This window comes from Neptunicoccus cionae, from assembly GCF_002860325.1.
In the GTDB taxonomy this organism is placed as follows: domain Bacteria; phylum Pseudomonadota; class Alphaproteobacteria; order Rhodobacterales; family Rhodobacteraceae; genus Amylibacter; species Amylibacter lutimaris.
This window is the reverse complement of record NZ_PKOJ01000006.1, coordinates 1-22,530: the sequence shown is the minus strand read 5'-3', so window position 1 is coordinate 22,530 and position 22,530 is coordinate 1. Positions and strand designations below refer to the sequence as shown.

Annotated in this window: 18 protein-coding genes and 1 pseudogene; 12 read left to right on the top strand and 7 right to left on the bottom strand. The window is 56.5% G+C overall.

Annotated elements, in window-relative coordinates; genetic code table 11:
• Window positions 1–12: 12 nt before the first annotated feature.
• The 7 genes from C0U40_RS14060 to C0U40_RS14030 all read right to left on the bottom strand — a co-directional run bounded on the left by C0U40_RS14060 (window position 13) and on the right by C0U40_RS14030 (window position 8,219).
• Window positions 13–759, bottom strand: a complete 747-nt coding sequence (locus tag C0U40_RS14060) for an OmpA family protein (protein ID WP_101656451.1) — start codon at window positions 757–759, stop codon at window positions 13–15.
• 128 nt (window positions 760–887) lie between these two features.
• Window positions 888–3,215, bottom strand: coding sequence for a serine/threonine-protein kinase (locus C0U40_RS14055; protein WP_101656450.1), 2,328 nt, complete (start codon window positions 3,213–3,215; stop codon window positions 888–890).
• Between the two features lie 72 nt (window positions 3,216–3,287).
• The gene (locus tag C0U40_RS14050; RefSeq protein ID WP_101656449.1) at window positions 3,288–3,767 is read right to left on the bottom strand and encodes a hypothetical protein; all 480 of its coding nucleotides are present in this window, start codon (window positions 3,765–3,767) and stop codon (window positions 3,288–3,290) included.
• Window position 3,768: 1 nt separating this feature from the next.
• Window positions 3,769–4,479, bottom strand: coding sequence for a hypothetical protein (locus C0U40_RS14045; RefSeq protein WP_101656448.1), 711 nt, complete (start codon window positions 4,477–4,479; stop codon window positions 3,769–3,771).
• Window positions 4,449–6,059: a caspase family protein gene (locus tag C0U40_RS14040; protein ID WP_180957710.1), complete on the bottom strand. Its 1,611-nt coding sequence runs from the start codon at window positions 6,057–6,059 to the stop codon at window positions 4,449–4,451. The genes C0U40_RS14045 and C0U40_RS14040 overlap by 31 nt, the downstream gene beginning before the upstream one ends.
• A gap of 9 nt (window positions 6,060–6,068) precedes the next feature.
• The gene (locus tag C0U40_RS14035) at window positions 6,069–7,280 is read right to left on the bottom strand and encodes a hypothetical protein (protein ID WP_101656446.1); all 1,212 of its coding nucleotides are present in this window, start codon (window positions 7,278–7,280) and stop codon (window positions 6,069–6,071) included.
• 108 nt (window positions 7,281–7,388) lie between these two features.
• The gene (locus C0U40_RS14030; protein ID WP_101656445.1) at window positions 7,389–8,219 is read right to left on the bottom strand and encodes a M15 family metallopeptidase; all 831 of its coding nucleotides are present in this window, start codon (window positions 8,217–8,219) and stop codon (window positions 7,389–7,391) included.
• Between the two features lie 313 nt (window positions 8,220–8,532).
• On the opposite strand from C0U40_RS14030, the gene tssA reads away from it, so the two are divergent.
• The 12 genes and pseudogenes from tssA to tssB (C0U40_RS13970) form a co-directional block, all read left to right on the top strand.
• Entirely contained in the window at window positions 8,533–9,576 is a 1,044-nt protein-coding gene (gene tssA, locus C0U40_RS14025; RefSeq protein WP_180957709.1) for a type VI secretion system protein TssA, read from the top strand.
• Between the two features lie 89 nt (window positions 9,577–9,665).
• Window positions 9,666–10,175 carry a type VI secretion system contractile sheath small subunit gene (tssB, locus tag C0U40_RS14020; protein WP_101656443.1) on the top strand — a complete coding sequence of 170 codons (510 nt, stop codon included), beginning with the start codon at window positions 9,666–9,668 and terminating at the stop codon, window positions 10,173–10,175.
• 2 nt (window positions 10,176–10,177) lie between these two features.
• Complete coding sequence (tssC, locus tag C0U40_RS14015; RefSeq protein WP_101656442.1) at window positions 10,178–11,671, top strand: type VI secretion system contractile sheath large subunit; 1,494 nt, start codon at window positions 10,178–10,180, stop codon at window positions 11,669–11,671.
• Between the two features lie 96 nt (window positions 11,672–11,767).
• Window positions 11,768–12,301, top strand: a complete 534-nt coding sequence (locus C0U40_RS14010) for a type VI secretion system tube protein Hcp (protein ID WP_101656441.1) — start codon at window positions 11,768–11,770, stop codon at window positions 12,299–12,301.
• Between the two features lie 105 nt (window positions 12,302–12,406).
• Window positions 12,407–13,222, top strand: a complete 816-nt coding sequence (locus C0U40_RS14005; protein WP_101656440.1) for a type VI secretion system accessory protein TagJ — start codon at window positions 12,407–12,409, stop codon at window positions 13,220–13,222.
• Entirely contained in the window at window positions 13,209–13,715 is a 507-nt protein-coding gene (gene tssE / locus C0U40_RS14000) for a type VI secretion system baseplate subunit TssE (protein ID WP_101656439.1), read from the top strand. The genes C0U40_RS14005 and tssE overlap by 14 nt, the downstream gene beginning before the upstream one ends.
• Window positions 13,716–13,719: 4 nt before the next feature.
• Window positions 13,720–15,594 carry a type VI secretion system baseplate subunit TssF gene (tssF, locus tag C0U40_RS13995; protein WP_101656438.1) on the top strand — a complete coding sequence of 625 codons (1,875 nt, stop codon included), beginning with the start codon at window positions 13,720–13,722 and terminating at the stop codon, window positions 15,592–15,594.
• Window positions 15,558–16,586, top strand: a complete 1,029-nt coding sequence (gene tssG, locus C0U40_RS13990; RefSeq protein ID WP_101656437.1) for a type VI secretion system baseplate subunit TssG — start codon at window positions 15,558–15,560, stop codon at window positions 16,584–16,586. The genes tssF and tssG overlap by 37 nt, the downstream gene beginning before the upstream one ends.
• A gap of 46 nt (window positions 16,587–16,632) precedes the next feature.
• A complete protein-coding gene (tssH, locus tag C0U40_RS13985) occupies window positions 16,633–19,344 on the top strand; it encodes a type VI secretion system ATPase TssH (RefSeq protein WP_101656436.1) in 2,712 nt (903 codons plus the stop codon).
• A gap of 29 nt (window positions 19,345–19,373) precedes the next feature.
• Complete coding sequence (locus C0U40_RS13980) at window positions 19,374–20,609, top strand: hypothetical protein (RefSeq protein WP_101656435.1); 1,236 nt, start codon at window positions 19,374–19,376, stop codon at window positions 20,607–20,609.
• A 133-nt stretch (window positions 20,610–20,742) separates the two neighbouring features.
• On the top strand, window positions 20,743–21,546 hold the full coding sequence (locus C0U40_RS13975) for an ion transporter (RefSeq protein WP_353616042.1): 804 nt from the start codon (window positions 20,743–20,745) through the stop codon (window positions 21,544–21,546).
• Window positions 21,536–21,965: pseudogene (gene tssB / locus C0U40_RS13970) on the top strand (type VI secretion system contractile sheath small subunit); the annotation flags it as partial. The gene C0U40_RS13975 and the pseudogene tssB (C0U40_RS13970), both read left to right, overlap by 11 nt.
• Window positions 21,966–22,530: the final 565 nt, after the last annotated feature.

The window sequence follows — 22,530 nt, the reverse complement described above, 5'->3', positions numbered from 1 at the left end:
TTTAAAGTTCTGCTAGCTGAGAACCTGCACCTCGACACGGCGGTTTTCCGGTGCGCGCGGATCTTCGGGTGTCTTGAGACGTTCCTCACCTGCGCCAACCGCTTGCAAGCGGGACTTTTCGATGCCGCAACTTGTGGTCATATAGCGGACCACCTCATCGGCACGGGCTTGTGACAGTCGCTTGTTATAGCTGGCTTTACCCTTGGCATCCGTATGGCCGATAATCTGGTAGGTGCCTTCACCCGTGTCAGCCTTGATCGCGGCACATAGCGCGGTCAGTTGTGTTTTGGACTTCGGCTGCAACAGGGCACTGTCAAAGTCGAAATAGATCGTCAGATCAATCGTCATCGCCTCTTTTTCAGGTGGCGTTGCTGACGCGGTTGCCAGTGTTGGCATGGCTTCAGCGCCATTGCCCGAAACAACAGAAGGGGCCGCTTGTGTGCCGGTTTGATCTTGCGTCGCGCTAAGTTGCAGGCCTGATGTGCCGCTGCCCTGATCACTTGCCTGCAGGGTCAGACCAGTCGAATTTACTGATGGTGCCGAACTGCCTTCCCCTGCATCAACCGGTGCCATTGTCACTGCTGTTTCCTCGGCAGAGCCTCCTTCCGGCTTGGAGGCTTCGACAAATCCCAGCGTACGGCTGCGTTGGGCCTGCAATCTCTGAAGGATATCCTCCGCGGTCATTTCTTCAGCCTGCACAGATGGGGTTAGAAGTGCAAAAAGGGTCAATCCGGTGGCGGTTATTCTAAGAAAAGTCATTACACGGCTCCTGCAAAGGGGTGAATGGAAAATAAATTTAGGGGGTGTTTCCACTATTTTAGTTGATCTAACAGCTTTTGGGAAAACACAATGTTGAAAAAGTCACTCTTTGGCGGAATGCCCTGCGGTTATTCCAATGTCATCATGAAGCGGTAGTTCACAAGGGCACCTTCGTCGGGCAAATCTTCCAGCCTGTCGTTCAGCGCTTCGATGAAAGCGCCGCTGCTTTCGGCACGGGGGCGGATTTCATCAAACAGGGGCGTGTCGCTGACAATCGCCAGCAGGATATTTGCGCCCACAGGTTCGACAACTTTAAACCCCAGCTTTTCGATTGAAGCTTCGGCAACCGGATAAGCGACACGTACCGTGCGGGTTTCTCCGGCAACAGTTCCGATGTCCTGAAGCGTGTTTTGTGTGCGCGCCTGATGGGGCAGAAGGTGGAACACCTGTTCCGCCAGATCCACAAACACCACATTGAGAAAGCCGCTGCGATCTTTGGGAAGGCGAATGTCAATTACCGGATTTTCCCCGATACGAAAGATGTCCCCCTCTACCGTTTCGGATTTAGTGCCATAGCTGTAGTCGATCTCCAAAGCGTCTGACAGTTCTTCGGGCAGCAGACGCAGCAAGGAACAAACACTTGGGTTGAGGATATTCAGATCGGACGAGATGTCTCGTCCCGGTGCCATCTGGGACAGGTAAGCCTGAACGCGGGACATATCCGCTGCCACTGCTATGTTGCCTGAAACGTCCAGAGCATCGTCCGGCCCGAGCGCACCATCCCGGCCTCCCGTCAGGCTCAGTGGTCCGCAACTGGCCATGTCCTGCAGGCCGAACTCCAGATCGTCGAGCGCAACGGGCGGTATCTCAACTTCGATCCTGTCCACCAGCGCCAGTTTGGTACCCTCGATCGCCGCTTTCGCCCCGTTAAGGAGCGCGGTTTTCTCCAGCTCGTTCTGTGCTTTTGCGATCAGGATCACGTCCATATCGTTGGCAGAGACCGTCCAGCTTTCGATTGTCTCAAACAAAAGTGCGATTTTGATAACCCGTTCGCTCCATCCCGCGAAGGGTTCGCCTCGTGCGGGTGTTACATCCGAAAGAACCGCAAAAGCGTTCAGCTTCTGTTCAAGCTGTGTTGTTACTGCGGGCACGGCATCTTCTGACGGTAGGTTGCCGATCAGGCGCAAGGGATCATCAGGTGAGCTGCGCTCGATGGTCAGCACAAACGGGTCGGCAAGGGGAAGCGGCTCCGGTTCGGGCGTGGTCTGGGCGAGATTTTCGGTCTCCGGCTCCGGTGTGACCGTGGCGGAGGTGGTTGTTGGCGTGCTGTCGCCCGTTTCCGAAGCTACACTGGCAGACACAGGGGCAGGTACAGGTTCGGTCGGGGCAGGGCCGAACTGTCCGCTGAACCAGCCAGCAGCTCCCAGCGCGAGAATTACGGCAACAGCGGTACCGGCGTATAGTCCGGTGCGGGAGGATTTTTTTTGGGGTGATGTTTCAACACCAGCGGCAGGGCCGCCGTGGGTGCCCGTAGCGGCGGTTTGCGGTGACGCTTCCGGTGGCGTTGTCCGTGGCGGTGGGCCGCCGGCTGGAAGGATTACCGTTTTCTCGTCGTCTTCACCCAGAAGATGCAGAAATTCCAGTGCGTCTTGTGCCGTTTGCAAACGGTCGGCGGGATCAGGTTCAACCAGTCGCGAAACCAGTGCAGCCAAGGGGCCGGTCATATCCGAAATATCCGGTTTAACCGCTTTGGCACTGATGATCTGCATCAGGGAAGACCCCGCATTGGGCGATTGCCCGCGATAGGCCCCCATCAGGGTCATGCCAAGGGAATACAAGTCGGAGCGCGCATCACTGCGCCCTTCCATCTGTTCGGGGGAGGCGTATTGATATTTTCCCGCAAACCCCCCGCCTACAACGGTTTTTGCCCCTTCATTCACATCCTTGGCAATGCCGAAATCGATCAGCGTGGCCTGTTTGGGTTCGCCGCCGCGCAGCAGGATGTTGTCCGGCGAAAGATCGCGGTGAAACGCGTTCTTTTCGTGGGCTGCCTTCAACCCGCAAAGCACCCTTTCTGCCACTTCAAGGAGCGTGGTTTCGTCAAGCGGGCCTTTGTCCTTCATCTCGTCTGCAAGCGAACGACCCTCGATAAACTCCATGACGATGAACAGAAATCCGCCGTGGCTGTCGCTTTCCAGCAGGTCGTAGTAACGCACCACAGAAGGGTCGATGACTTCATGCAAGACCGAGGCTTCCCGCTTCATCAGGTTGATGAACTGTTCATCCTGCGCATATTCCGCTTTCAGGATTTTGACAGCAATCTCGCGCCCGGAAACCCGGTTGGTGGCGCGGTAGACTTCTCCTGTGCCGCCCGAGGCCACAAGTTCCGCGATCACATATGTATTGTTCAGCACATCGCCCGTGGACAGGATGCCGGTTTCAGAAGGATCGCTCAATGGGTGGTCCTTTTCATGGGGGCGACACGGTGAATACCGTGTCCTTCAGCAAGAGAGTAGCGCAGCTTTTCGTCATCCTGCAAGTTTTGCCAGTGTTTCTGCCAATTTGCGGGTGTCCGCGATGGTCTTTTGCAGGTTTGCCAGCCGCTCTGCATCAGTCTGCCCCGAGGGGGGCGGGCTGAGTGCTTTTGAAATGCGGGCTTGCGTTTGCGGCGTGATGTTCTGCTCTCCGATCCGGATTTTTGACACGATAATGTCCTGCTGCAAGCGCGCCAGTGCGTTCTGGTGGGCAGAGACCTGACGGGACAGGGAGTTGCGCTCTACCAGCAGGCGTTGCTGTCGCTGTTGCAGGGCTGAAACCCGTTCTTCGCGGGTTGCGATCCGCGCGTCATAGGTGCCGTCCGAGATATTCTCGATCCCGTTAAAAAAGCCGCCGTAGGCCGGATCATCGAGATTGCCCCTCTGGGTGCAGGCGCTGGTCAGCAGCAGGGCTGCGCAAAGGGTCAGGCTGCGCGAAAATAAAGAACGTTGGCGTTGGGCGTGATGGGGCATATCAGATCTCCGAAACCAGCGTTGTTGCGATGGAGCGCATGGCTGAAATGCGGTCCGCCAGCGCGGAATAGCGTTCTGCGGCGGGGGCTGTGGCGGCGCTTGGCGCACTGTCCACTGCGAGAAGGGAGCGGGCCTCGCCAAAAACATCCTGTCGCTGGACGGCTGCTTCAATCGCTTTGTTCATCACGGCCAGATTGCCGGAAGCCTGTTCTTGTGCCTGACGTATGGCTATGCCGTTGCCTGTAGCCCGCGCTGCCGCCAGTCTTGCCCGCTGCTGGACAAGTACGGCGCGCATGGTGGCGATTGCGCTTTCCAGATCGCGGTTGTTGGCTTCCAGATCGGCGGCCAGCTGGTTAAGCTGTGCCTCGCGATTTGCAAAATCCTCTTGCAGGCCGCGTACATAAACACCGGAGGCCGCGCCGATAAACCGGCCCAGACGCGCACCGGCAAAGGCACCCTGCATCCCGCCGGTCAACCCGCCAAGCAAGGCACCCACGGCAAACCCTGCCATACCGCCTTCGCCGACCGTGGCTTGCAGTGCCTCGGCCTTATGGCGCAGGGCCTTTTCCTCGGCGGTTTCCGGTTGCCAGCTAAAGGCCCGCTGCCCGCCCATCGGGTCGTTCGGCGAGACCGCACAGGCGGAGAGGCCTACCAGCAAAAGTGGTGTCAGGGCGCCTGCGATCAGCTTTGAGGCAGGAAATCGGAAAGCCATTGATAGGATCCTTGGGTTTCGGCATCGGCTGCCTGATTGACATGTTTGAGGAACAGTTTGGCGCGACTGGCGAGTTTTTCGTCGTCCACAGGGGCAGAGCGCGTCACCGCGATCCCGATTGTACGTTCCACCATATAATCGGGGAAATTCGCATTGGCCTGTTCCATCAGTTCTTCGTAATAGGCCCGTTCCTGATCCAGTTGGGCCAGCACTTCGGTCTGGGCGCGCTCTATTGCGGCGATATCTGCGCGGGCCTGTTCAAGTATGGGCTTTGCGCTTTCGTCTCCGGCGGCAACCTGTTCCAGTTCTTCATAGGCATCCCGCGCTACGATCAGCGTCTGGTCGATGCTGGACAAGGCGGCGATATCCACCTGTATCTGCTTGCCTACATTGCCGCCAAGATAAAGCAGCAGCCGCGAGGCATCGGCAAAGAGATTGTCCTGTGTCAGTGCTGCATCTTTTCCGAGCGAGGCACGATAGGCGGCAGCAGCCAGTTCCAGTTCCTCGATATCCGGTGCACTTCGGCTTTGCGGGGCGAACCCGAGAATGCCGAGTGCGGCGGCAATTTTGCTGGTGTCGCTGGTCACATCTAGTTCTGCCACCTTCAAAGGTTTATCTTCTTGCGTCAGATTGGCCGAATAGCTGAGCCTTGCAATCCGTTGGGCCGCAAAGTCCCGGAACATGCCGCTTGGGAAAGCGTCAAGATAGGCTTGATAGGCTTGTGGTGTGGTCTCGCCGCTGACGCTACGCCACATTTCGATGTCCCGCGCGATCATCGCTTCACGCCCGCCCGACGCCATCGACGGGTTCATGGAATACTCACCAATCAGGCTTTCCTCGACCCATGGAACCTGTGCCCCGCGTGTGCGCAGCACAACATCCTGACGCACCCGCCCGAACATCAGTCGCACGTCCAGTCCGGGCTCGTTGATGTGTTTCAGCAAGGCCGTGGTGAAGATGGAGTTATTGCCTGTCCCCTCAAACGCCACATTACCCGGATCTGTCGCATAGGCCACCAGTAGTCCGGTCGCGGATTTCGCCCGTGCCAGCCCAACCGGCTTGCCCGTTTGCTCCAGAGTGATGGCCAGCGGATTGTCGCGACAGGCGTCAAGGATCACAATTCCCGCATCGGGTTTGGCCTTGGCAAAGGCGTCGCGCACCCGACCAAGTGTCAGGGAATATTGTTTGACGGCGGCGGAGGTTGTCCCCTGAAAATCAGTTGCCAGTAAGAAGTTTTCACCCCCCGCCTGACTGCCGTGACCGGCATAAAAGAACAGCCCGAGCTCTGCGCCCTTCAACTGCCGTTCAAAGGCGCCCAAGGCGCGGTCCATATCGGTACGGGACGCATCCTGCGCCGAGATCACGACAAAGCCGAGCGCGGCAAGCTTTTGCGCCATGGCAGCGACATCGTTGGCCGGATTCTTCAGGGACAGGGCTGAATTGTCGTACCGACTGTTGCCAATCAGAAGGGCGACACGTTCTTTGGCGAGCACCGGACCGGCGAGAAGCAACAGCAAAGTCAGGACCAGCGCAACAACCGGGAAGGCCGGAGCGGAATTTCTGACTGTGCGAAGGGTCATGACCATCTCCTAAAACTCGTAGCCGAAGTTGATGTTGAGCCCGCGCACACCCCGATTGGCGTGGGTATAGGTCAAGCCGATCCGCACACTGTCCCATGTTACCCCGTTCTTGGAACCAATCGTTCCAAGGGACAGGGACACATCGGTCCATTCGTCGATATAGGTCGGGCTGCCTGCAACTTTAGTGTGAACCAGAGAGAGCTGCCAGTTGGTGGGCAGACCATAAAGGCTGCGCTGGAAGGGGCCGGAGAATTCTACACCGTTCTTGTTGATCGTATTGGCCAGATCATAGCCGCTGTTGCCGGAGCCAAGCGATTTGGAATAGGTCAATGCATTGCCAAACACCAACCCATAGCCGTTGCGCAGATCCATACGGTAATTGGAGATGATCGAGGCATTGGCCAGTCGGGTGGTCAATCCGCGGCTGCTGTCGCGCAGTGCCCCGACGCGCAGTTCAGGTGTCAGGGTCCAGTTGTCCGTTACAGGCATCCGCAAACCGACACCAACCGATCCGGAGACATAGTCCTGTCCGTTGATTGTAGAAAAGCCGAGCGGCGCGTGGATCTTGATGGCCCAGCGCGGATCATCAAGCGGCATTGCAAAACTGAGCGGCAGGGACGTGACATTGGCCGAGAATCCCGGACCGGAATACCGTCCGGTTTGCAGGGAGATTCCCAAGTGGTTGTAACTTGCCGTACCCCTTGCACGACTGCCCCCTGTCAGCGGAGAAGGGCCGACATCGGTACCAGAGGTAAAGCTCGCATCCGCCATTCTTGCCATCAGCGAGGCCGGATTACCTGCAACCGGATCTTCGGGCGTATTGGCTACAGTCAGTTTCAGGGCATCGGGATCAGTGGCATATCGTTCTCTGAGGAAAGCGGCCAGAAGCGCCTCGCTTTCGCTTCGGGTGCCCCCGTTAAACCGTGAGATCAGCGCACCTGTATCATCGCGCAGTGCCACGCCGGTTCTATCTTTCAGATAGCGCAGTGTCAGCGTTTCGCTTGGAGCCGTAAAAGTAAAGGTCGCGCCAGCAGTTTCAGTGTAGCTGGAGCGAATGGTCTTGTAGGTGTCTGTGCCAAGCGCACTGATAGCCTCTTCGATTGTATTGAACTCGGTGGAACTGAGGCCCGGTCCGGGCGCGGATGTTCCTTGCGCAACAGCACCGGATCCGCTGGCAATCAGCAGACACAGGACAGCTATAGATTTCCGACACAGAAACATCTGGCAACTTCCACTAAATAAAATTTATTCTACAAAGTCTGTCAGCAACGATGCGTTCAGTAATAAATGAAGGCAATGAATGCCGACGAACCTCTTAACCTTTCACGACTATTTGGTACGGATCAACCCCTGACGGAGCCATTGATTGATTTTCTCTTTGGACACTTGAAAATGCATGGAGTCCTCTCGTCCAAAGCTCGCCCCCCAATACCAGCCTTCCTTGTTGAAGAAATCTGCCAGCAGGATAAGGCCAAGCTGGGTTTTGCCATCGCCAAGCGTATCAAGCTTGCCGTCTATGTTCAGATCTACCGACAACCCGTAAGCGTGTGTTGACACTGAACCCGGACGTCCACGGATGTGCCGCACGCAAAGAGAGCCGGCAGTGTTAATTCGTTCGTAAAGTTCCGGTTCGAATATCTTCACGTTGCGAAACACCTGTCGTAGGGACAGGATTGCCGGTTCAATCATTGTGACACGGATCGGTCCAACGCTCTCGGTTTTGACCAGATCCTTCAGCAGTGGATTGGTCATCGACTGGCAGGCCTCGCTCAGGTCGGGGCGGGGCAGGCCGAAAAGGTTTTTCAGGTAGGAAGACCCGGAATTCGAGAGCCCCTTATTCACCTCGCGCCGGTCGGCAATCAGCACCACTTGCGCGAAACTGTCGGCAAGGGAGTCAGTTCGTTCTTCTGCGGGATCTGCAAAGGACTGGATGACGGGTTCCGATACACCGGTTTCTTCCAGCAGTGTGACGCGAGAGACAAGCGCGTTCAGGTCTATAGTAAGATCTTTGGCCTTCTGCGCCTGCACGGCAAGTTGTTCTTCAAGCGCGGCAATCTTGAGCGCGTCATCCGTGCGCGAATGTGTTTGGGCAAAGTACCAGCCCACCGGTGCAGTCAGCACGGCAAGAACCAGCAGCGTAATTAATATCGCCCATTTCATCTAATGATCCTAGCGCCGGAATCCGGCTTAATCCCTGTCAGGGTAATCCCCATCTGATTCATTTATAAGGCGGCATAATTTACTTGCCAAGTTGTCAAGTTGATAAACTGCCTTTCAATTGAAAAGTAAAAGAAAGAGTCGCGAAAATCACTGTTTTGGCGATTAATTCTTGCGTGGTTCCCCAAAGGCAACTACGGTTTTTGTTAATTTACTAAGTATCCAATAAGTACCTAATAAGCCAAGTTTTCTTTAATATTAGCCATTTAATGCGGCTCTCTAAACGTGGCTTTCTCTATTTTTGAAGGTTGATAACGTGAGTTTGAATTTGGACACACTGTTGGCGGGATTTGACGGGGAAGAGCCCTCGGGCCCTGATCTGGAATACGACGCTGCCTTCTCGGATCTTGCGATCGCTGCCACTGCAAAAGGCGAACAGCAGGTCGGTGACAAGGTCATTGATGCTGAAGAAGCAGATTACGCCGAAGTCCTGAAGCTGGGCGAGTCTCTGCTGGAACAGACGATGGACTTGCGGATTGCGGTTTATCTGGCCGAAGCCGGTTTGGCCCGCAAGGGTTACCCCTATTTCGCGCAGGTTCTTGATTACATACGACGTGCATTAGAGGAGTATTGGGACACGGTTCATCCGCAGCTTGACGCAGATGACGACAACGACCCCACGGAACGGGTGAACGCACTGGTCGGACTGGTGGACGATGCCACAGTGTTGCGCCAGTTGCGTCGCGCTCCGTTGAGCGAGAGCAAGATGATGGGGCGGTTTTCCTTGCGCCATGTTTCTGTCGCCAAGGGAGAGATCGTCGCGCCGGCGGATATGGACAACCCGCCCGACATGGCAGCGGTCGGCGCGGCATTAAAGGACACGCCGGAAGAGGAAATGACGGCAATCCGCGAGGGTATCGCTGCTGCGCTGGCGCATACGGCAGCCATCGATGCGATCCTTGCGGAACATGTGCCCGGACAGGGGCCGGATTTCGCGCCCTTGCAGGTGTTGCTGAAAACAGGGCAGGCGGTCATTGCCGAATGTCTCGGTGAGGCTGCACCGCAAGCTGTCGAAGGCGTGGCTGACGGGATCGAAGACGATCAGGCATCGCAAGCAGGTGGTGCACCGGCTGCAGCCGGTGTCAGCGGTATCAATTCAACAAATGATGTTCTGCGCGCGATTGATCTGATGCTTGAATATTACGCGCGTAACGAACCATCCAGTCCGGTTCCGATCTTCCTTAGACGGGCCAAGCGATTGGTTTCGGCGGATTTTATCACGATTATGAAAGATATGGCGTCGAGCGGTATAGCAGAGGTGGCAACCATTGGTGGCCTCTCTTCTGAAGAATACGAATAAGAATACGACTAAATTTTTTAAGACCCCAAGTGAAATCAGATGCCGGTTCAAACGGCACCGGAAAGTTAATAACAGAGGAGACGGCTCTTATGGCTGACAGCCAGAAATTTATCGCCCGCAACCGGGCCCCCCGCGTTCAGATCGAATATGATGTCGAAGTCTACGGCGCTGAAAAGAAGGTGCAACTGCCGTTCGTGATGGGTGTCATGGCCGATCTGTCCGGTAAATCGGAAGAGCCACTGCCCGCTGTGGCCGACCGCAAGTTTCTTGAAGTGGATGTGGACAATTTCGACGACCGCATGAAATCCATGAAGCCCCGTGCAGCCTTTACTGTGCCCAACACGCTGACCGGCGAAGGCAATATGGCAGTGGATATCACTTTCGAAAGCATGGATGATTTCAGTCCGGCAGCGATTGCCAGCAAGGTCGAGCCGCTGAAGAAACTGCTCGATGCGCGCACCCAGCTTTCCAACCTGATGACATATATGGACGGAAAAACCGGCGCCGAGGATCTTATGGCCAAAATCATACAGGACCCCGCGCTGATGAAAGCGCTGAGTGCTGCACCCAAACAAAAAGATGACGCAGGGGAGGAATAACGATGGCTGAAGCTGAAGCACAAGTCGAAGGCCAAGCCGGCAGTACGGTCTTTGCCAATGACGAATTTGCATCCCTGCTGCAAAAAGAGTTCCGACCCAAATCCGACACGGCCAAAACGGCGGTGGAAGAAGCGGTTAAAACCCTTGCAGAACAGGCGCTTGCCAATACGGGGCTGGTGTCGGACGATGCGCTGCGCTCGATCGAGGCGATTATCGCGGAACTTGATAAAACCCTGACAGCGCAAGTAAACGAAATCCTGCACAACGAGGAATTCCAGAAGCTGGAAAGCAGCTGGCGCGGCCTGCATTATCTGGTGAACAACACCGAAACCGACGAGATGTTGAAAATCCGCGTGCTGAACGTGTCCAAGAAGGATCTCGGCAAGACGCTGAAGAAGTTCAAGGGCGCGGCATGGGACCAATCCCCCATCTTCAAGAAACTCTACGAAGAGGAATACGGACAGTTCGGTGGCGAGCCTTACGGTTGTCTGGTCGGGGATTATCACTTTGACCATTCCCCGCCGGATGTGCAGCTGCTTTCGGAAATGGCCAAAATTGCTGCGGCCAGCCACGCACCCTTTATTACCGGTGCGGAACCTTCCCTGATGCAGATGGACAGCTGGAGCGAACTGGCCAACCCCCGCGATCTGACCAAGATTTTCTCGACACCGGAATATGCGGCGTGGCGGTCCCTGCGCGAAAGCGAAGACAGCCAGTATCTTGCTCTCGCCATGCCCCGTTTCCTTGGCCGGCACCCTTACGGGGAAAAGACCGATCCGGTCGAAGAATTCGCCTTTGAAGAAGACACGGAAGGCGCGGACAGCGGCCATTATTCATGGGTCAACGCGGCCTATGGTATGGCAACCAATATCACACGCTCGTTCAAGCATTACGGCTGGTGCACCCGTATCCGTGGTATTGAATCCGGCGGTGCGGTGGAAAACCTGCCCACCCATACCTTCCCGTCCGATGATGGCGGCGTTGATATGAAATGCCCGACGGAAATTGCAATTTCGGACCGTCGTGAATCAGAGCTGGCCAAGAACGGTCTGATGCCCCTGATCCACCGCAAGAACAGTGATATGGCTGCCTTTATTGGCGCCCAGTCCCTGCACAAACCGGCGGAATACGACGATCCGGATGCAACGGCCAACGCAAACCTTGGTGCGCGTTTGCCCTATCTCTTCTCCACCTGCCGCTTTGCGCATTATCTTAAATGTATCGTGCGCGATAAGGTCGGTTCCTTCAAGGAACGTGGAGATATGGAGGCCTGGCTGCAAAAATGGATCAGCAATTACGTTGATATGACTCCGGAAATTTCATCCGAAGCAACCAAAGCCGAGCGTCCGTTGGCAGCAGCACAAGTGGTGGTGGAAGAGGTCGAGGGCAATCCCGGCTATTACTCCTCCAAGTTTTTCCTGCGGCCCCATTACCAGCTGGAAGGTCTTTCCGTGTCCTTGCGTCTGGTTTCCAAACTGCCCTCTGAAAAGGGCTGATTAACCACCGGTAGCACAGGGATCATTCACGGGGCCCTGTGCTGCCACCCAGAATATTAACGAAACTTAACTTTTAATTCCTAGGAGGAATTCAATATGATTGACGCATATGCATGGTTTGTTGGCGGCAAAAAGGCCATCAAGGGTGAAACAAACGACAAAACCGTTAAGGCAAAGAACGGATTTGACCTGATCGACTTTTCTTTCGGTGTCGAAAACCAGGTGAATGTCGGGTCGTCTTCTGGTGGTCTCGGCTCCGGCCGTGTGCAACTGGACCGGTTCGAATTTTCAAAGAACATGGATACAGCATCCTGTGATATGGTTCTGGCCGCCTGTACCGGCGACCACATCCCCGAACTGCACCTTTCCTTGCGCAAGGGCGGTGGCGGCGGTGCCTCGGATTCCGGGGGCGAGTTTGTGCACGTCCAGATGATCAACGTGGTGATCGAAAGCGTGAAATGGTCCGGCTCCGACGGGGACGAGGCCTTTGTGGACAACGTTGTCGTGGCCTTTGCCGGCATCAAGATCGACTACATGAAGCAGGATATGACAGGCAAGCTGGAAGCCGGTGGTGCTGTGGAATGGAACCAGACCACAAACGAAGCCGTCATGGGCAAACCCGGCAAGTAAGCTTTTTGCCACCGGTGGCGCATTTTTCGCGCACCGGAACAGCATTTGGAAAGGCGGCTTTCGTGGCCTTTCCACTCCCTGAATTTATTAGAACCGGGAATTTTCATGAGCGACGCGATCGACCATTTGAAGGCGGGCAATCTGGATGCAGCCTATGACGCCCTGACCGCCAGTATCCGTAAGGACCCAGCCGACAGCAAACTTCGGGTTTTCCTGTTCCAGATGCTGTGTATCCGCGGCGAATGGGATCGGGCGCTGACCCAGCTGAAAGTCTGTGGCGAGATGGCGCCGGACACCATGCCGATGGTCCAGTCCTACCGCGAGGCAATCGCCTGCGAAATGGTGCGCGAGAAAGTCTTTGCCGGTGAAACCGCACCGTTGATCTTTGGCGAACCGGCGCAGTGGGTGGCTCTGATGATCCAGTCACTGGGACTGCTCGCCAAAGGCGACACAGCGCAGGCCGCGAGCTTGCGGAACGAAGCCTTCGAAGCAGCCCCGAGCCAGAGTGGCGAGGCCGATGGTACAGCGTTCGAGTGGATTGCAGACGCGGATATGCGCCTTGGTCCGATGCTGGAACTGGTGATGAACGGGCGCTACTACTGGGCACCGTTTTCCAACATCAAACGTATGACCTTTGATGATCCGAGCGATCTGCGCGACAAGGTCTGGACCCCTGTTGAAATCACATGGGCCAACGGGGGGGACGTGGTGGGCTTTATTCCGACCCGTTATCCGGGGTCTGCCCAATCAAAACGGGCAGGGATCATGCTGGCACGGGAAACCGACTGGATTGAAGCGGGGGATGAAACCTATCTTGGCATCGGGCAGCGCCTGTTTGCGACTAACAACGAAGATCTGGCGCTGATGGACCTGCGCAGTATCTCCCTCTCGGCGGTCGGGGGCGGTGATGGCGCGGACTGAACTTTCCGACAGGGAACGGCTGCAACCCTCCTTGCTGGACAGGTTGACCGACAAATCCCCGACCGACACGAAAGACACCGCTGGCGAACGGTATATCGACGTGCGCCGCCTGCGTGAAATCATCTTGCGGGATCTTGGCTGGTTGTTGAACACCGCCAATAACGAAGAGATTATTGACCCCGCTCTCTATCCACATGCGGCGCGATCTACGCTGAATTTTGGCATCAGCGATATTGCCGGGCGCAAGGTTTTGCAGACCGATGCCAAAACGCTGGAATCCTCCATCAAGGAGGCGATCTACGCACTGGAACCCCGCATTATTCCCGGCACGCTGGAAGTCACAGCGGCCAAGGCTACGCCGGATGCGGCGGACAGCCAGATCACAATGGACATCCGCGGGGAGCTTTGGGCCACGCCGGTTCCTCTGGAACTTTATCTGCGCACCCGTCTGGATGTGGCCGACGGTGATCTTGTTATCGACAAGGTGATGTAGCGGCATGGATACACGGCTTCTCAAACACTATGAAACCGAACTGGCCTTTGTGCGAGAGATGGGGGCGGAATTCGCGCAGGCCTATCCTAAAATTGCAGGGCGTCTGGGAATGGACGGGATCGAAATAAACGATCCCTATGTGGAGCGTCTGATCGAAAGCTTCGCCTTTCTGACCTCCCGTATCCAGTTGGAACTGGATATGCGCTACCCGCAGTTCACCCAGCACCTGCTAGAGATCATCTATCCGCACTATCTGTCGCCCGTACCAGCGATGTTTATCGCGCAATTCCAGCCCGAAGCGGGGCTGAGTGAGAAATACACCATGAAACGGGGCACGAAGATGCGTGCGCCGTTGCGGGAAGGGGACCAGACTGCCTGTGAATTTCGCACAGCCCATGATGTGGACCTCTGGCCGCTGAAAATCACCGAGGTGCAGTATTTTGCCAGCCGCGGAGAGGTCGTCGCGGCGGGGTTCGGCGAAGGCAATTCTGCACGGGGGGCGATCCGGCTGCGATTGAAGGCACCTTCGGGCACGAAGCTGAAAGAGTTGGGGGTAGAACATCTTGACCTGCATCTTCCGGGTCAGGATCGCACGCCTTGGGCATTGTACGAACATCTGATGCGCGACAGTCTTGGGATCATGGGACGGTCGGTAAACCGGCGGGACGATTGGAGCATTGCACCACGTAAGGCCAAAATCGAACCAATCGGGTTCACCCGCGAAGAGTCCCTGCTGCCGTTTCCCGGTCAGTCCTTTGACGGCTACCGTCTGTTGCAGGAATATTTCTCGCTGCCACAACGCTTTTTCTTTTCCCGCCTTGCCGGTCTGTCAGAGATCATGGCGAATTGCGACGAGAATGAGATCGATCTTTATATCCTGCTGAAAGACACTCGACCTGCGCTGCAACAGACGCTGACGCCGGAGAATTTCGCGCTCTATTGCACGCCTGCGATCAACCTTCTGGAGCTGCGTTGTGACCGTGTCCATGTCCAGCGCAAGGATGCGGATCACTTTGTCGTTGTGGATCGAACTGCACCGATGGATTTTGAAATTCACACCATCCTGGACGTGGACGGGATAACCAGCGACGAAAGCGATGATATTGATTTCAGACCGTTTTACAGCGCGGACGATTATACCGCAGCGGGGGAGAACCACGAAGCCTATTACGCCATGCGCAGACGGTTCCGGCAACGTTCAGAAAGCCAGAAGCTGAAAGGCACGCGCACCTCTTACCTTGGGACGGATGTGTTCCTGAGCCTCGTTGACCGCAGCGAGGCGCCGTATTCCGGCAAGCTGGAACAACTGGCGATCCGCGCTTTGTGCACCAATCGCGATCTGCCCATGTTGTTGCAGACAGGGGGCGGGAGTACGGATTTTGATATGACAGACGGTGGTCCTGTGGACGGGATCAGGGCGGTGTCACCGATTTCTGCGCCGAAATCCTCACCTGCGGTGGATGGCAGTGCGGCATGGCGGCTGATCAGCCACCTGAGCCTGAACTACCTTTCTATGGATGACGCGGATCGTGGTTCGGCTGCGGCAGGTCTGCGGGAACTTCTGGGGATTTACACGCCCAAAGGGGACCGTAACCTCGCCAAACAGCTTGAAGGGATTGCAGGTATGGAATCCCGTCCCATCGTGCGGCGCATGGCGGACGAAGTTCTGTCTACGGCCGTGCGCGGGCTAGAGGTGAAAGTCACTTTTGACGAGAGTTATTTTGAAGGCACCGGCGTCTATCTGCTGGGCGCGGTGCTGGAACAGTTTTTTGCAAGTTATGTGTCGCTGAACAGTTTCACCGAAACGGTGATCAGCGGCACGGAAAGAGGAGAGATCGCCCGATGGAGCGCCAAGAGCGGGAGGCGTCGGATGATCTGAGCCGCCTTGCGGCCCTGTCCGACGATCCCAGAAAATTCAATTTTTTTCAGGCCCTGCGTCTGATAGAGGCAAGCTATCGCAGCGCGCCGCGTCTGGGTAATTCCAAACGCCCCCGTCAGGATAAGGTGCGGTTGAAGCAGAAGGTGGATATGGCCTTTGCGCCCTCCACCGTGGAAAGTTTCCGCACCACCGGCAAGGGGGGCGGGCCTGCGGAACTGTCAAGCTATCTGTTCGGCGTATTCGGGCCAAACGGTCCTTTGCCGCTTCATATCACTGAATATGTGCGCGAGCGGGAACACAATGCGCGGGATCACACCTTTGCGGGCTTCGCGGATATGTTCCACCACCGCCTGATCAGCCTGTTCTACCGCGCGTGGGCCAGTGCGGAACCGGCGGCGAGTTTTGACCGCCCCGAGGACGATCCCTTCGCCAATCGTATTTCCGCACTGTCGGGAATGATGGGCGAGGCTTTTGCCGACCGCGATGCCATGCCCGATCTGGCCAAACTGCGCTTTGCGGGGCGCCTGTCCAACGGGGCCAAGAACGAGGAAGGCCTGCTGTCCATGATCTCGATCTTTTTCCGTGTGCCGGTCACGATCGAAAGCTTTGTTGGTAGCTGGCTGGAACTGGAACCGGATGACCAGTGGCAACTGGGGGTCGAAACCCCTGCGGGCGGGTTGGGGCAGGGCACTTCGCTTGGCAATCGGGTTTGGTCCCGTCAGGCCAAGTTTCGCATTCGTATCGGCCCGCTCGACCTTGAGGAATACAAACGCCTGTTGCCCGGCGGGATCAGCCTCTACCGGCTGGCCGCGGTGGTGCGCAATTACATTGGCGAGATGCTCGACTGGGACGTGAATCTTGTGCTGGCGGCAGGACAAGCGCCGGAAGTGAAGCTGGGTCAACAGGGGGAACTGGGTTGGACCACATGGGCCGGAACCCCGCCGCAGGACCGGCCATTGGATGATTTATATGTAACTGTTTCAAGAAGATAGAACATACGCGGGCGAACAAGACCCGCATCAGGGAAGGAATTGAATTATGTCAGAGATCAGCCGCGTTGCCCTTTTCGGCAAGTTGAACAAGCTCGGGTATCAGGCAATCGAGAGCGCCTCGGTTTTCTGTAAGATGCGCGGCAATCCTTATGTGGAACTGGTCCACTGGATGCACCAGATTTTACAGGGTCAGGACAGCGACCTGCACAGGATCATCCAGCATTACGATCTGGAACCGGCTAAAGTGGCAAAAGATATGACCGCCGCGCTTGATGCCTTGCCCCGCGGGGCATCCTCGATTTCCGACCTCTCCGAACATCTTGAAAACGCGGTGGAGCGGGCATGGGTTTACGCCTCTCTTGCGCATAAAAGCCCGCAGGTGCGCACGGGGCATCTGATCCTTGGTATGGTGAAAACCTCGTCTTTGCGCAGTGTGTTGAACGGCATGAGCGAGGAGTTCAAAAAGGTAAAGCCGGATGATCTGCTCGATAACTTCCGCGAAGTTACTGACGGTTCCCCCGAAGACGGGCTTTCACCGCAGGACGGGACCGGAATCGGGGCAGGGGCCGGGGCGCAACCGGGCGAGTCTTCGGGTGCGATGGCTCCGGCGGCGATGGGCAAAGAGGAAGCCTTGCAGCAGTATTGCAAGGACCTGACCGAACTTGCCGCCAGCGGAGAGATCGACCAGATCGTCGGGCGGGACGAGGAAATCCGCCAATTGATCGACATCCTGATGCGCCGTCGCCAGAACAACCCGATCCTGACAGGCGAGGCGGGCGTGGGCAAAACCGCCGTGGTCGAAGGTTTCGCCCTGCGCATTGCCAAAGGAGACGTGCCGCCAATGTTGCAAGGCGCGCGTCTGTTGGAACTGGACGTGGCCGCGCTGCAAGCGGGGGCCAGCATGAAAGGCGAATTTGAAAACCGTCTGAAGCAGGTGATCGAAGAGGTGCAGTCCTCTACCACGCCGATCATCATGTTCATCGACGAAACCCACACTTTGGTTGGGGCAGGCGGGGCAGCTGGCACAGGGGATGCGGCGAACCTACTGAAACCTGCCCTTGCGCGGGGAGAGCTGCGCACCATCGGGGCTACGACTTGGGCGGAATACAAGAAACACATCGAAAAAGACCCCGCCCTGACACGGCGCTTTCAGGTGGTGAAAGTGGACGAACCCAGTGTGGAAAAGGCAATCCTGATGATGCGGGGTATCGTTGGGATGCTGGAAAAACACCACCGCGTTCAGGTGCTCGATGAGGGGATCGAGGCGGCGGTGCAGCTTTCGGCGCGTTATATTCCGGCACGCCAGTTGCCGGATAAATCCGTCAGCCTGATTGACACCGCCTGCGCGCGGGTCGGGATTTCACAACATGCTACGCCGGCAGAGGTGGAGGATTCCCAAAAGCGGATCGCAGCCCTTGAAACCGAACTGGGCATCATCGGGCGGGAAAAATCCGCCGGATATGATGTCGGGGATCGCGAGACCGAGGCGCAAGAAAAACTGAACGCTGAAACCGACAGACTCCAAGGGCTGACAGAGCGTTGGCAGGCGGAGAAGAAAATCGTGGACGACATCCTCTACCTGCGGGCCACCCTGCGCGGGGACGGCGGCGCGGTAGAGGGCGAGGCGGCCGCAGAGGTGCCGGAAGGCAGCGAGATGAGCGAGGAAGAACGCGCCGTCTTGCTGGCCGATCTGAAAGCCAAGGACGCAGAATTGAAAGAGGTTCAGGGCGAAAGCCCGCTGATCCTGCCCATCGTTGACGAACAGGCAGTGGCCAGCGTGGTCGGGGACTGGACGGGTATTCCTGTGGGGCGCATGGTCAAGGACGAGATCAACACCGTTCTAAACCTTGCGGATGCGCTGAAAAAACGGGTGATCGGACAGGATCACGCGATGGAGATGATCGCCAAACGGGTGCAAACCGCGCGGGCCGGGCTGGACAATCCCAGCAAGCCGATCGGGGTGTTCATGCTGGCAGGCACCAGCGGTGTCGGCAAAACAGAAACCGCCATTGCCATAGCCGAAACGCTTTATGGCGGTGAGGCGAATATGATCACCATCAACATGTCGGAGTTTCAGGAGAGCCATACGGTCAGCACCCTGAAAGGCGCGCCTCCGGGTTATGTGGGCTATGGCGAGGGCGGTATCCTGACAGAAGCGGTGCGGCGCAAACCCTATTCCGTGGTGCTGCTGGACGAAGTGGAGAAAGCCCATTCTGACGTGCACGAGATCTTCTTTCAAGTGTTTGACAAGGGCGTGATGGAAGACGGCGAGGGCCGGATGATCGACTTCAAAAACACGCTGATCCTGCTGACCTCTAATGCGGGCAGCGATCTGATTATGGATATGTGCAAAGACCCCGATCTGATGCCCGAACCCGAAGGCATCGCCAAAGCGCTGCGCGAACCGTTGTTGAAGGTGTTTCCGGCGGCCTTGCTCGGGCGGATTGTCACCATTCCCTACTTCCCGCTCAGCCCCGATATGATCGGCGAGATCACCAAACTGCAACTGAACCGCGTGGTCAAACGGATAAGAGACACTCACGGCGTGCCGTTTACCTATGACGACAAGGTGGTCGATCTGATCGTGTCCCGCTGTCAGGAAGTGGAGAGCGGCGGACGCATGATTGATGCGATCCTGACCAACAGCCTGCTTCCCGCCGTATCAGGAGAGTTCCTGCGCAAGATGATGGCGGGAGAAGACGTCAAAACAGTGAGCGTCAGCACAGACGGAGACGAATTTACATACGAATTTGGGTAGCGAATTTTAACTTCAACGGGAGAAAATTAATGGCCAAGAAAACGACGCGTAAAGAAAAGTTTTATGTAGTAGACCTGATAAGGGATCGATCGGGTTTAAAGTACATTGAAATCCCGAAATCCCGCGTGGACGTGGAAATTGAAATCACGACGACGGGATTGCTCAAGAAACCGAAAGAGGCGCCAACGTCGGTTTTTGACCGGCTTGAAAAGGTTGGGCGCGCTGTTTTTGATGACTACGAAAAGATCATCACAGCGGAAGCGGCCAAGCTCGACAAAAAAATTGATCTTCTGATGCAGCAGCCTTCGGGCAAAGGGCTGAAGCAAGCTCAGGAGATGACCAAGACAACCAATACAATGATCAAACAGGCCATCGCCGGCGCACAAGGTGCAGCTGACAAGGCGATAGCAGATGCATTGAAGAAGGAAGGCCAGCGGGACAAGCTTCTTAAAGAAGCGCGGGTCAAGACGGGCTTCAAGGTGACCATGGGTTTTGTGAAGATCGCAGGGTCTGTTGCCAAGCTGGTGGCGACTTCCGGCGCGGATGCAAGTTCTTACAAAACCATCGTGACCGAGCTGTACGGGCTTGGCAAGGAGTTGCAGCAGCAACTCAAAAACGAGGCCAAACTGCGCAAGGACTTGCTTGCTGGCGTGAAGGCAATGCTCGACGAACGCGGCACTGCGATTGACCAGGCGATCCAGCGCAGCGGCTTGACCGATACAAACGGCATAGACGTTAAGAACCCGAAAAAGGCACTGGCGACCCTGACTGCGAAATTGAAGGCGACGTCTGCTGAAGTGTTGGGGGGGAAAAGCCCAAAGGAAGTTTTGGGCGCTGTGGTGAAATTCACCCAAGCAAAGATCAAGTCAAAGCTGGCGGATGTTGAAAAAGCCCGCGTGGCCTATCGAAACCACAACACCAAAACCCGTCACAAGACCGACAGTCTGTCGGGAAGTGCAGACAAACTGACCAAAGCCATGAAGGCAGCTAAAGGCCTGAAGGACGGGGTCGCCATAGGGGCCAAAATGATGGCGGTAAAACGGCGTGTTTCGGCTATGGCAGCCAAACTGGAGGAACGGGAGAAGTTTCTCGACGAAATGCAGGAAATCATGAAATCCGGCGGGTTGGAGATCGACGACAAAACCACCCTGCAAAAGCTCAAGCAGCTTGATCCTTCCACCATACTGAGCGAGGGCCAAGGCCTTTGGGACGCGATCAAAGAGGTCAAGGGTATGGTAGATAACGTAGTGGATGCTGTGGCTTAACCTACGACCGGCCTGCGCCCGGACTGGGGCGCAGGCCAATTTGTTTTCAAGAGACTGTTAAATCGACGGACCAATAATGACAGACGCTTCGCAGCTTAATTCCAGGGGACACATAAGAGGACATCGCGCCCGCATGATTGCGTGGATCGAAACGCCTTTGGTGCGTAATACGATCCTTATTATTATCATCGTAAACGCCATTACCCTTGGCCTCGCCACATCAGAGCGGATTGTGGCGGCGACCGGCGGATTGCTCGCCCTGTTTGACGATGTGGTGATCGTCATTTTCGTCGTTGAAATGCTGTTGAAGCTCTACGCCTATGGCTGGCGTTTTTTCCTGTCGGCGTGGAATATTTTTGATCTGGCCATTGTGACGATCTCGCTGGTGCCGGCCTCTGACAGTCTCCGGGTTTTGCGCGGCTTGCGGGTGATCCGTGCCATGCGGGTGCTTTCGGCCGTGCCCCAGATGCGCGATGTGATCAAGGCTTTGCTTGATGCAATGCCCGGAATGGGCGCGGTGGTGATCCTTCTGTCGATCGTGTTCTACATCTTCGCGGTTATGGCGACGATGCTTTATGGCGAGACTTTCCCCCAGTGGTTCGGATCGGTCGGAGCATCGCTTTATTCGCTGTTCCAGATCATGACGCTGGAAAGCTGGTCCATGGGGATCGTGCGCCCTGTTATGGCAGCGCACCCTTATGCGTGGGCTTTCTTTGTCCCTTTCATCATCTGCACCGCCTTTGCCGTTTTGAACCTGTTTATCGGTTTGCTGGTCAACACGATGCAGGCTGCCGTGGAAGAGGAACAGGATGCGGAACTGGAGCGGATCATGGGGGTGGTGTCCGAAGGCAACGCCCGCGTTCAGGAACAACTCGTGGAAATCCAGCAACAGCTCGCAGCTTTAAAGGCGCAGGCGGAGGAAAAAAATGGCGGATAGTCAGAAATTCATCGCCCGGAACCGCGCCCCCCGCGTCCAGATCGAATACGACGTGGAAGTTTACGGCGCCGAGAAAAAGGTTCAGTTGCCCTTTGTGATGGGGGTCATGGCGGATCTTTCCGGTGCCTCCGAGGTCTCGCAGGGGAGTGTTGAAGACCGTAAGTTCCTTGAAGTGGACGTAGACAATTTTGACAGCCGCATGAAAGCGATGAAACCCCGTGCAGTGTTTTCGGTCCCGAATACGCTGAGCGGTGAAGGAAACCTGCCGGTCGATCTGACGTTCGAGCGGATGGAGGATTTCTCGCCCGCTGCCATTGCCAGCAAGATCGAGCCTCTGAAAAAGCTGCTCGATGCGCGCACGCAGTTGTCCAACCTGATGACCTATATGGACGGAAAGACCGGTGCCGAGGACATGATCCTGTCCCTTTTGCAAAATCCGACCGCGTTTCGTGCGCTGCTGGCTGGCGAGGCCGTGGAAAGCGGCTCTGCGGAAGTGGATGGCATCCTGTCCGCGATGAAGGCGGCAGCCCCGCTGCCGGAAGACGGCGCAGACCGAACTGATGCGGTTCTTGCCGGACTGGCAGCCACCGCCCCACAGGATGAGGGTCCGCTCGATACCAGTTCAGACATTCTCGCGGCGATGGCCGCCGGTGCGCCAGACGATAGGCTGGAAGAGGATAATACGGCAGAGGTTCTGTCCGGTCTTGCAGGATCCGTTCCAGAGGATGTGCCGGAGGAAGATCAAACCTCGGACGTGCTCGCCAGTCTGGCCGCGGCTGCGCCGCAGGAAGTAGAAGCGCCGGATGATACGGACAGCCTCCTGTCAGATCTGGCAGCAAATGCGCCGGAGAACAACGGGATTGACAACGGCACCGATGCTCTGCTCGCAGGTCTGGCGTCTGAAGCTCCTGTAGACGAAGAGGCAGACGATGTCGACGGTCTGCTCGCTGATGTTGCGGAGAGTGCGGCTGATCTTGAGGAGGA

What these genes read in the sequence shown, in the direction of transcription:
- C0U40_RS14060 (WP_101656451.1), bottom strand. Translation starts at nt 759, where the DNA reads ATGACTTTTCTTAGAATAACCGCCACCGGATTGACCCTTTTTGCACTT.
- C0U40_RS14050 (WP_101656449.1), bottom strand. Translation starts at nt 3,767, where the DNA reads ATGCCCCATCACGCCCAACGCCAACGTTCTTTATTTTCGCGCAGCCTG.
- C0U40_RS14045 (WP_101656448.1), bottom strand. Translation starts at nt 4,479, where the DNA reads ATGGCTTTCCGATTTCCTGCCTCAAAGCTGATCGCAGGCGCCCTGACA.
- C0U40_RS14040 (WP_180957710.1), bottom strand. Translation starts at nt 6,059, where the DNA reads ATGACCCTTCGCACAGTCAGAAATTCCGCTCCGGCCTTCCCGGTTGTT.
- C0U40_RS14035 (WP_101656446.1), bottom strand. Translation starts at nt 7,280, where the DNA reads ATGTTTCTGTGTCGGAAATCTATAGCTGTCCTGTGTCTGCTGATTGCC.
- C0U40_RS14030 (WP_101656445.1), bottom strand. Translation starts at nt 8,219, where the DNA reads ATGAAATGGGCGATATTAATTACGCTGCTGGTTCTTGCCGTGCTGACT.
- tssB (WP_101656443.1), top strand. Translation starts at nt 9,666, where the DNA reads ATGGCTGACAGCCAGAAATTTATCGCCCGCAACCGGGCCCCCCGCGTT.
- tssC (WP_101656442.1), top strand. Translation starts at nt 10,178, where the DNA reads ATGGCTGAAGCTGAAGCACAAGTCGAAGGCCAAGCCGGCAGTACGGTC.
- C0U40_RS14010 (WP_101656441.1), top strand. Translation starts at nt 11,768, where the DNA reads ATGATTGACGCATATGCATGGTTTGTTGGCGGCAAAAAGGCCATCAAG.
- C0U40_RS14005 (WP_101656440.1), top strand. Translation starts at nt 12,407, where the DNA reads ATGAGCGACGCGATCGACCATTTGAAGGCGGGCAATCTGGATGCAGCC.
- tssE (WP_101656439.1), top strand. Translation starts at nt 13,209, where the DNA reads ATGGCGCGGACTGAACTTTCCGACAGGGAACGGCTGCAACCCTCCTTG.
- tssF (WP_101656438.1), top strand. Translation starts at nt 13,720, where the DNA reads ATGGATACACGGCTTCTCAAACACTATGAAACCGAACTGGCCTTTGTG.
- tssG (WP_101656437.1), top strand. Translation starts at nt 15,558, where the DNA reads ATGGAGCGCCAAGAGCGGGAGGCGTCGGATGATCTGAGCCGCCTTGCG.
- tssH (WP_101656436.1), top strand. Translation starts at nt 16,633, where the DNA reads ATGTCAGAGATCAGCCGCGTTGCCCTTTTCGGCAAGTTGAACAAGCTC.
- C0U40_RS13980 (WP_101656435.1), top strand. Translation starts at nt 19,374, where the DNA reads ATGGCCAAGAAAACGACGCGTAAAGAAAAGTTTTATGTAGTAGACCTG.
- C0U40_RS13975 (WP_353616042.1), top strand. Translation starts at nt 20,743, where the DNA reads ATGATTGCGTGGATCGAAACGCCTTTGGTGCGTAATACGATCCTTATT.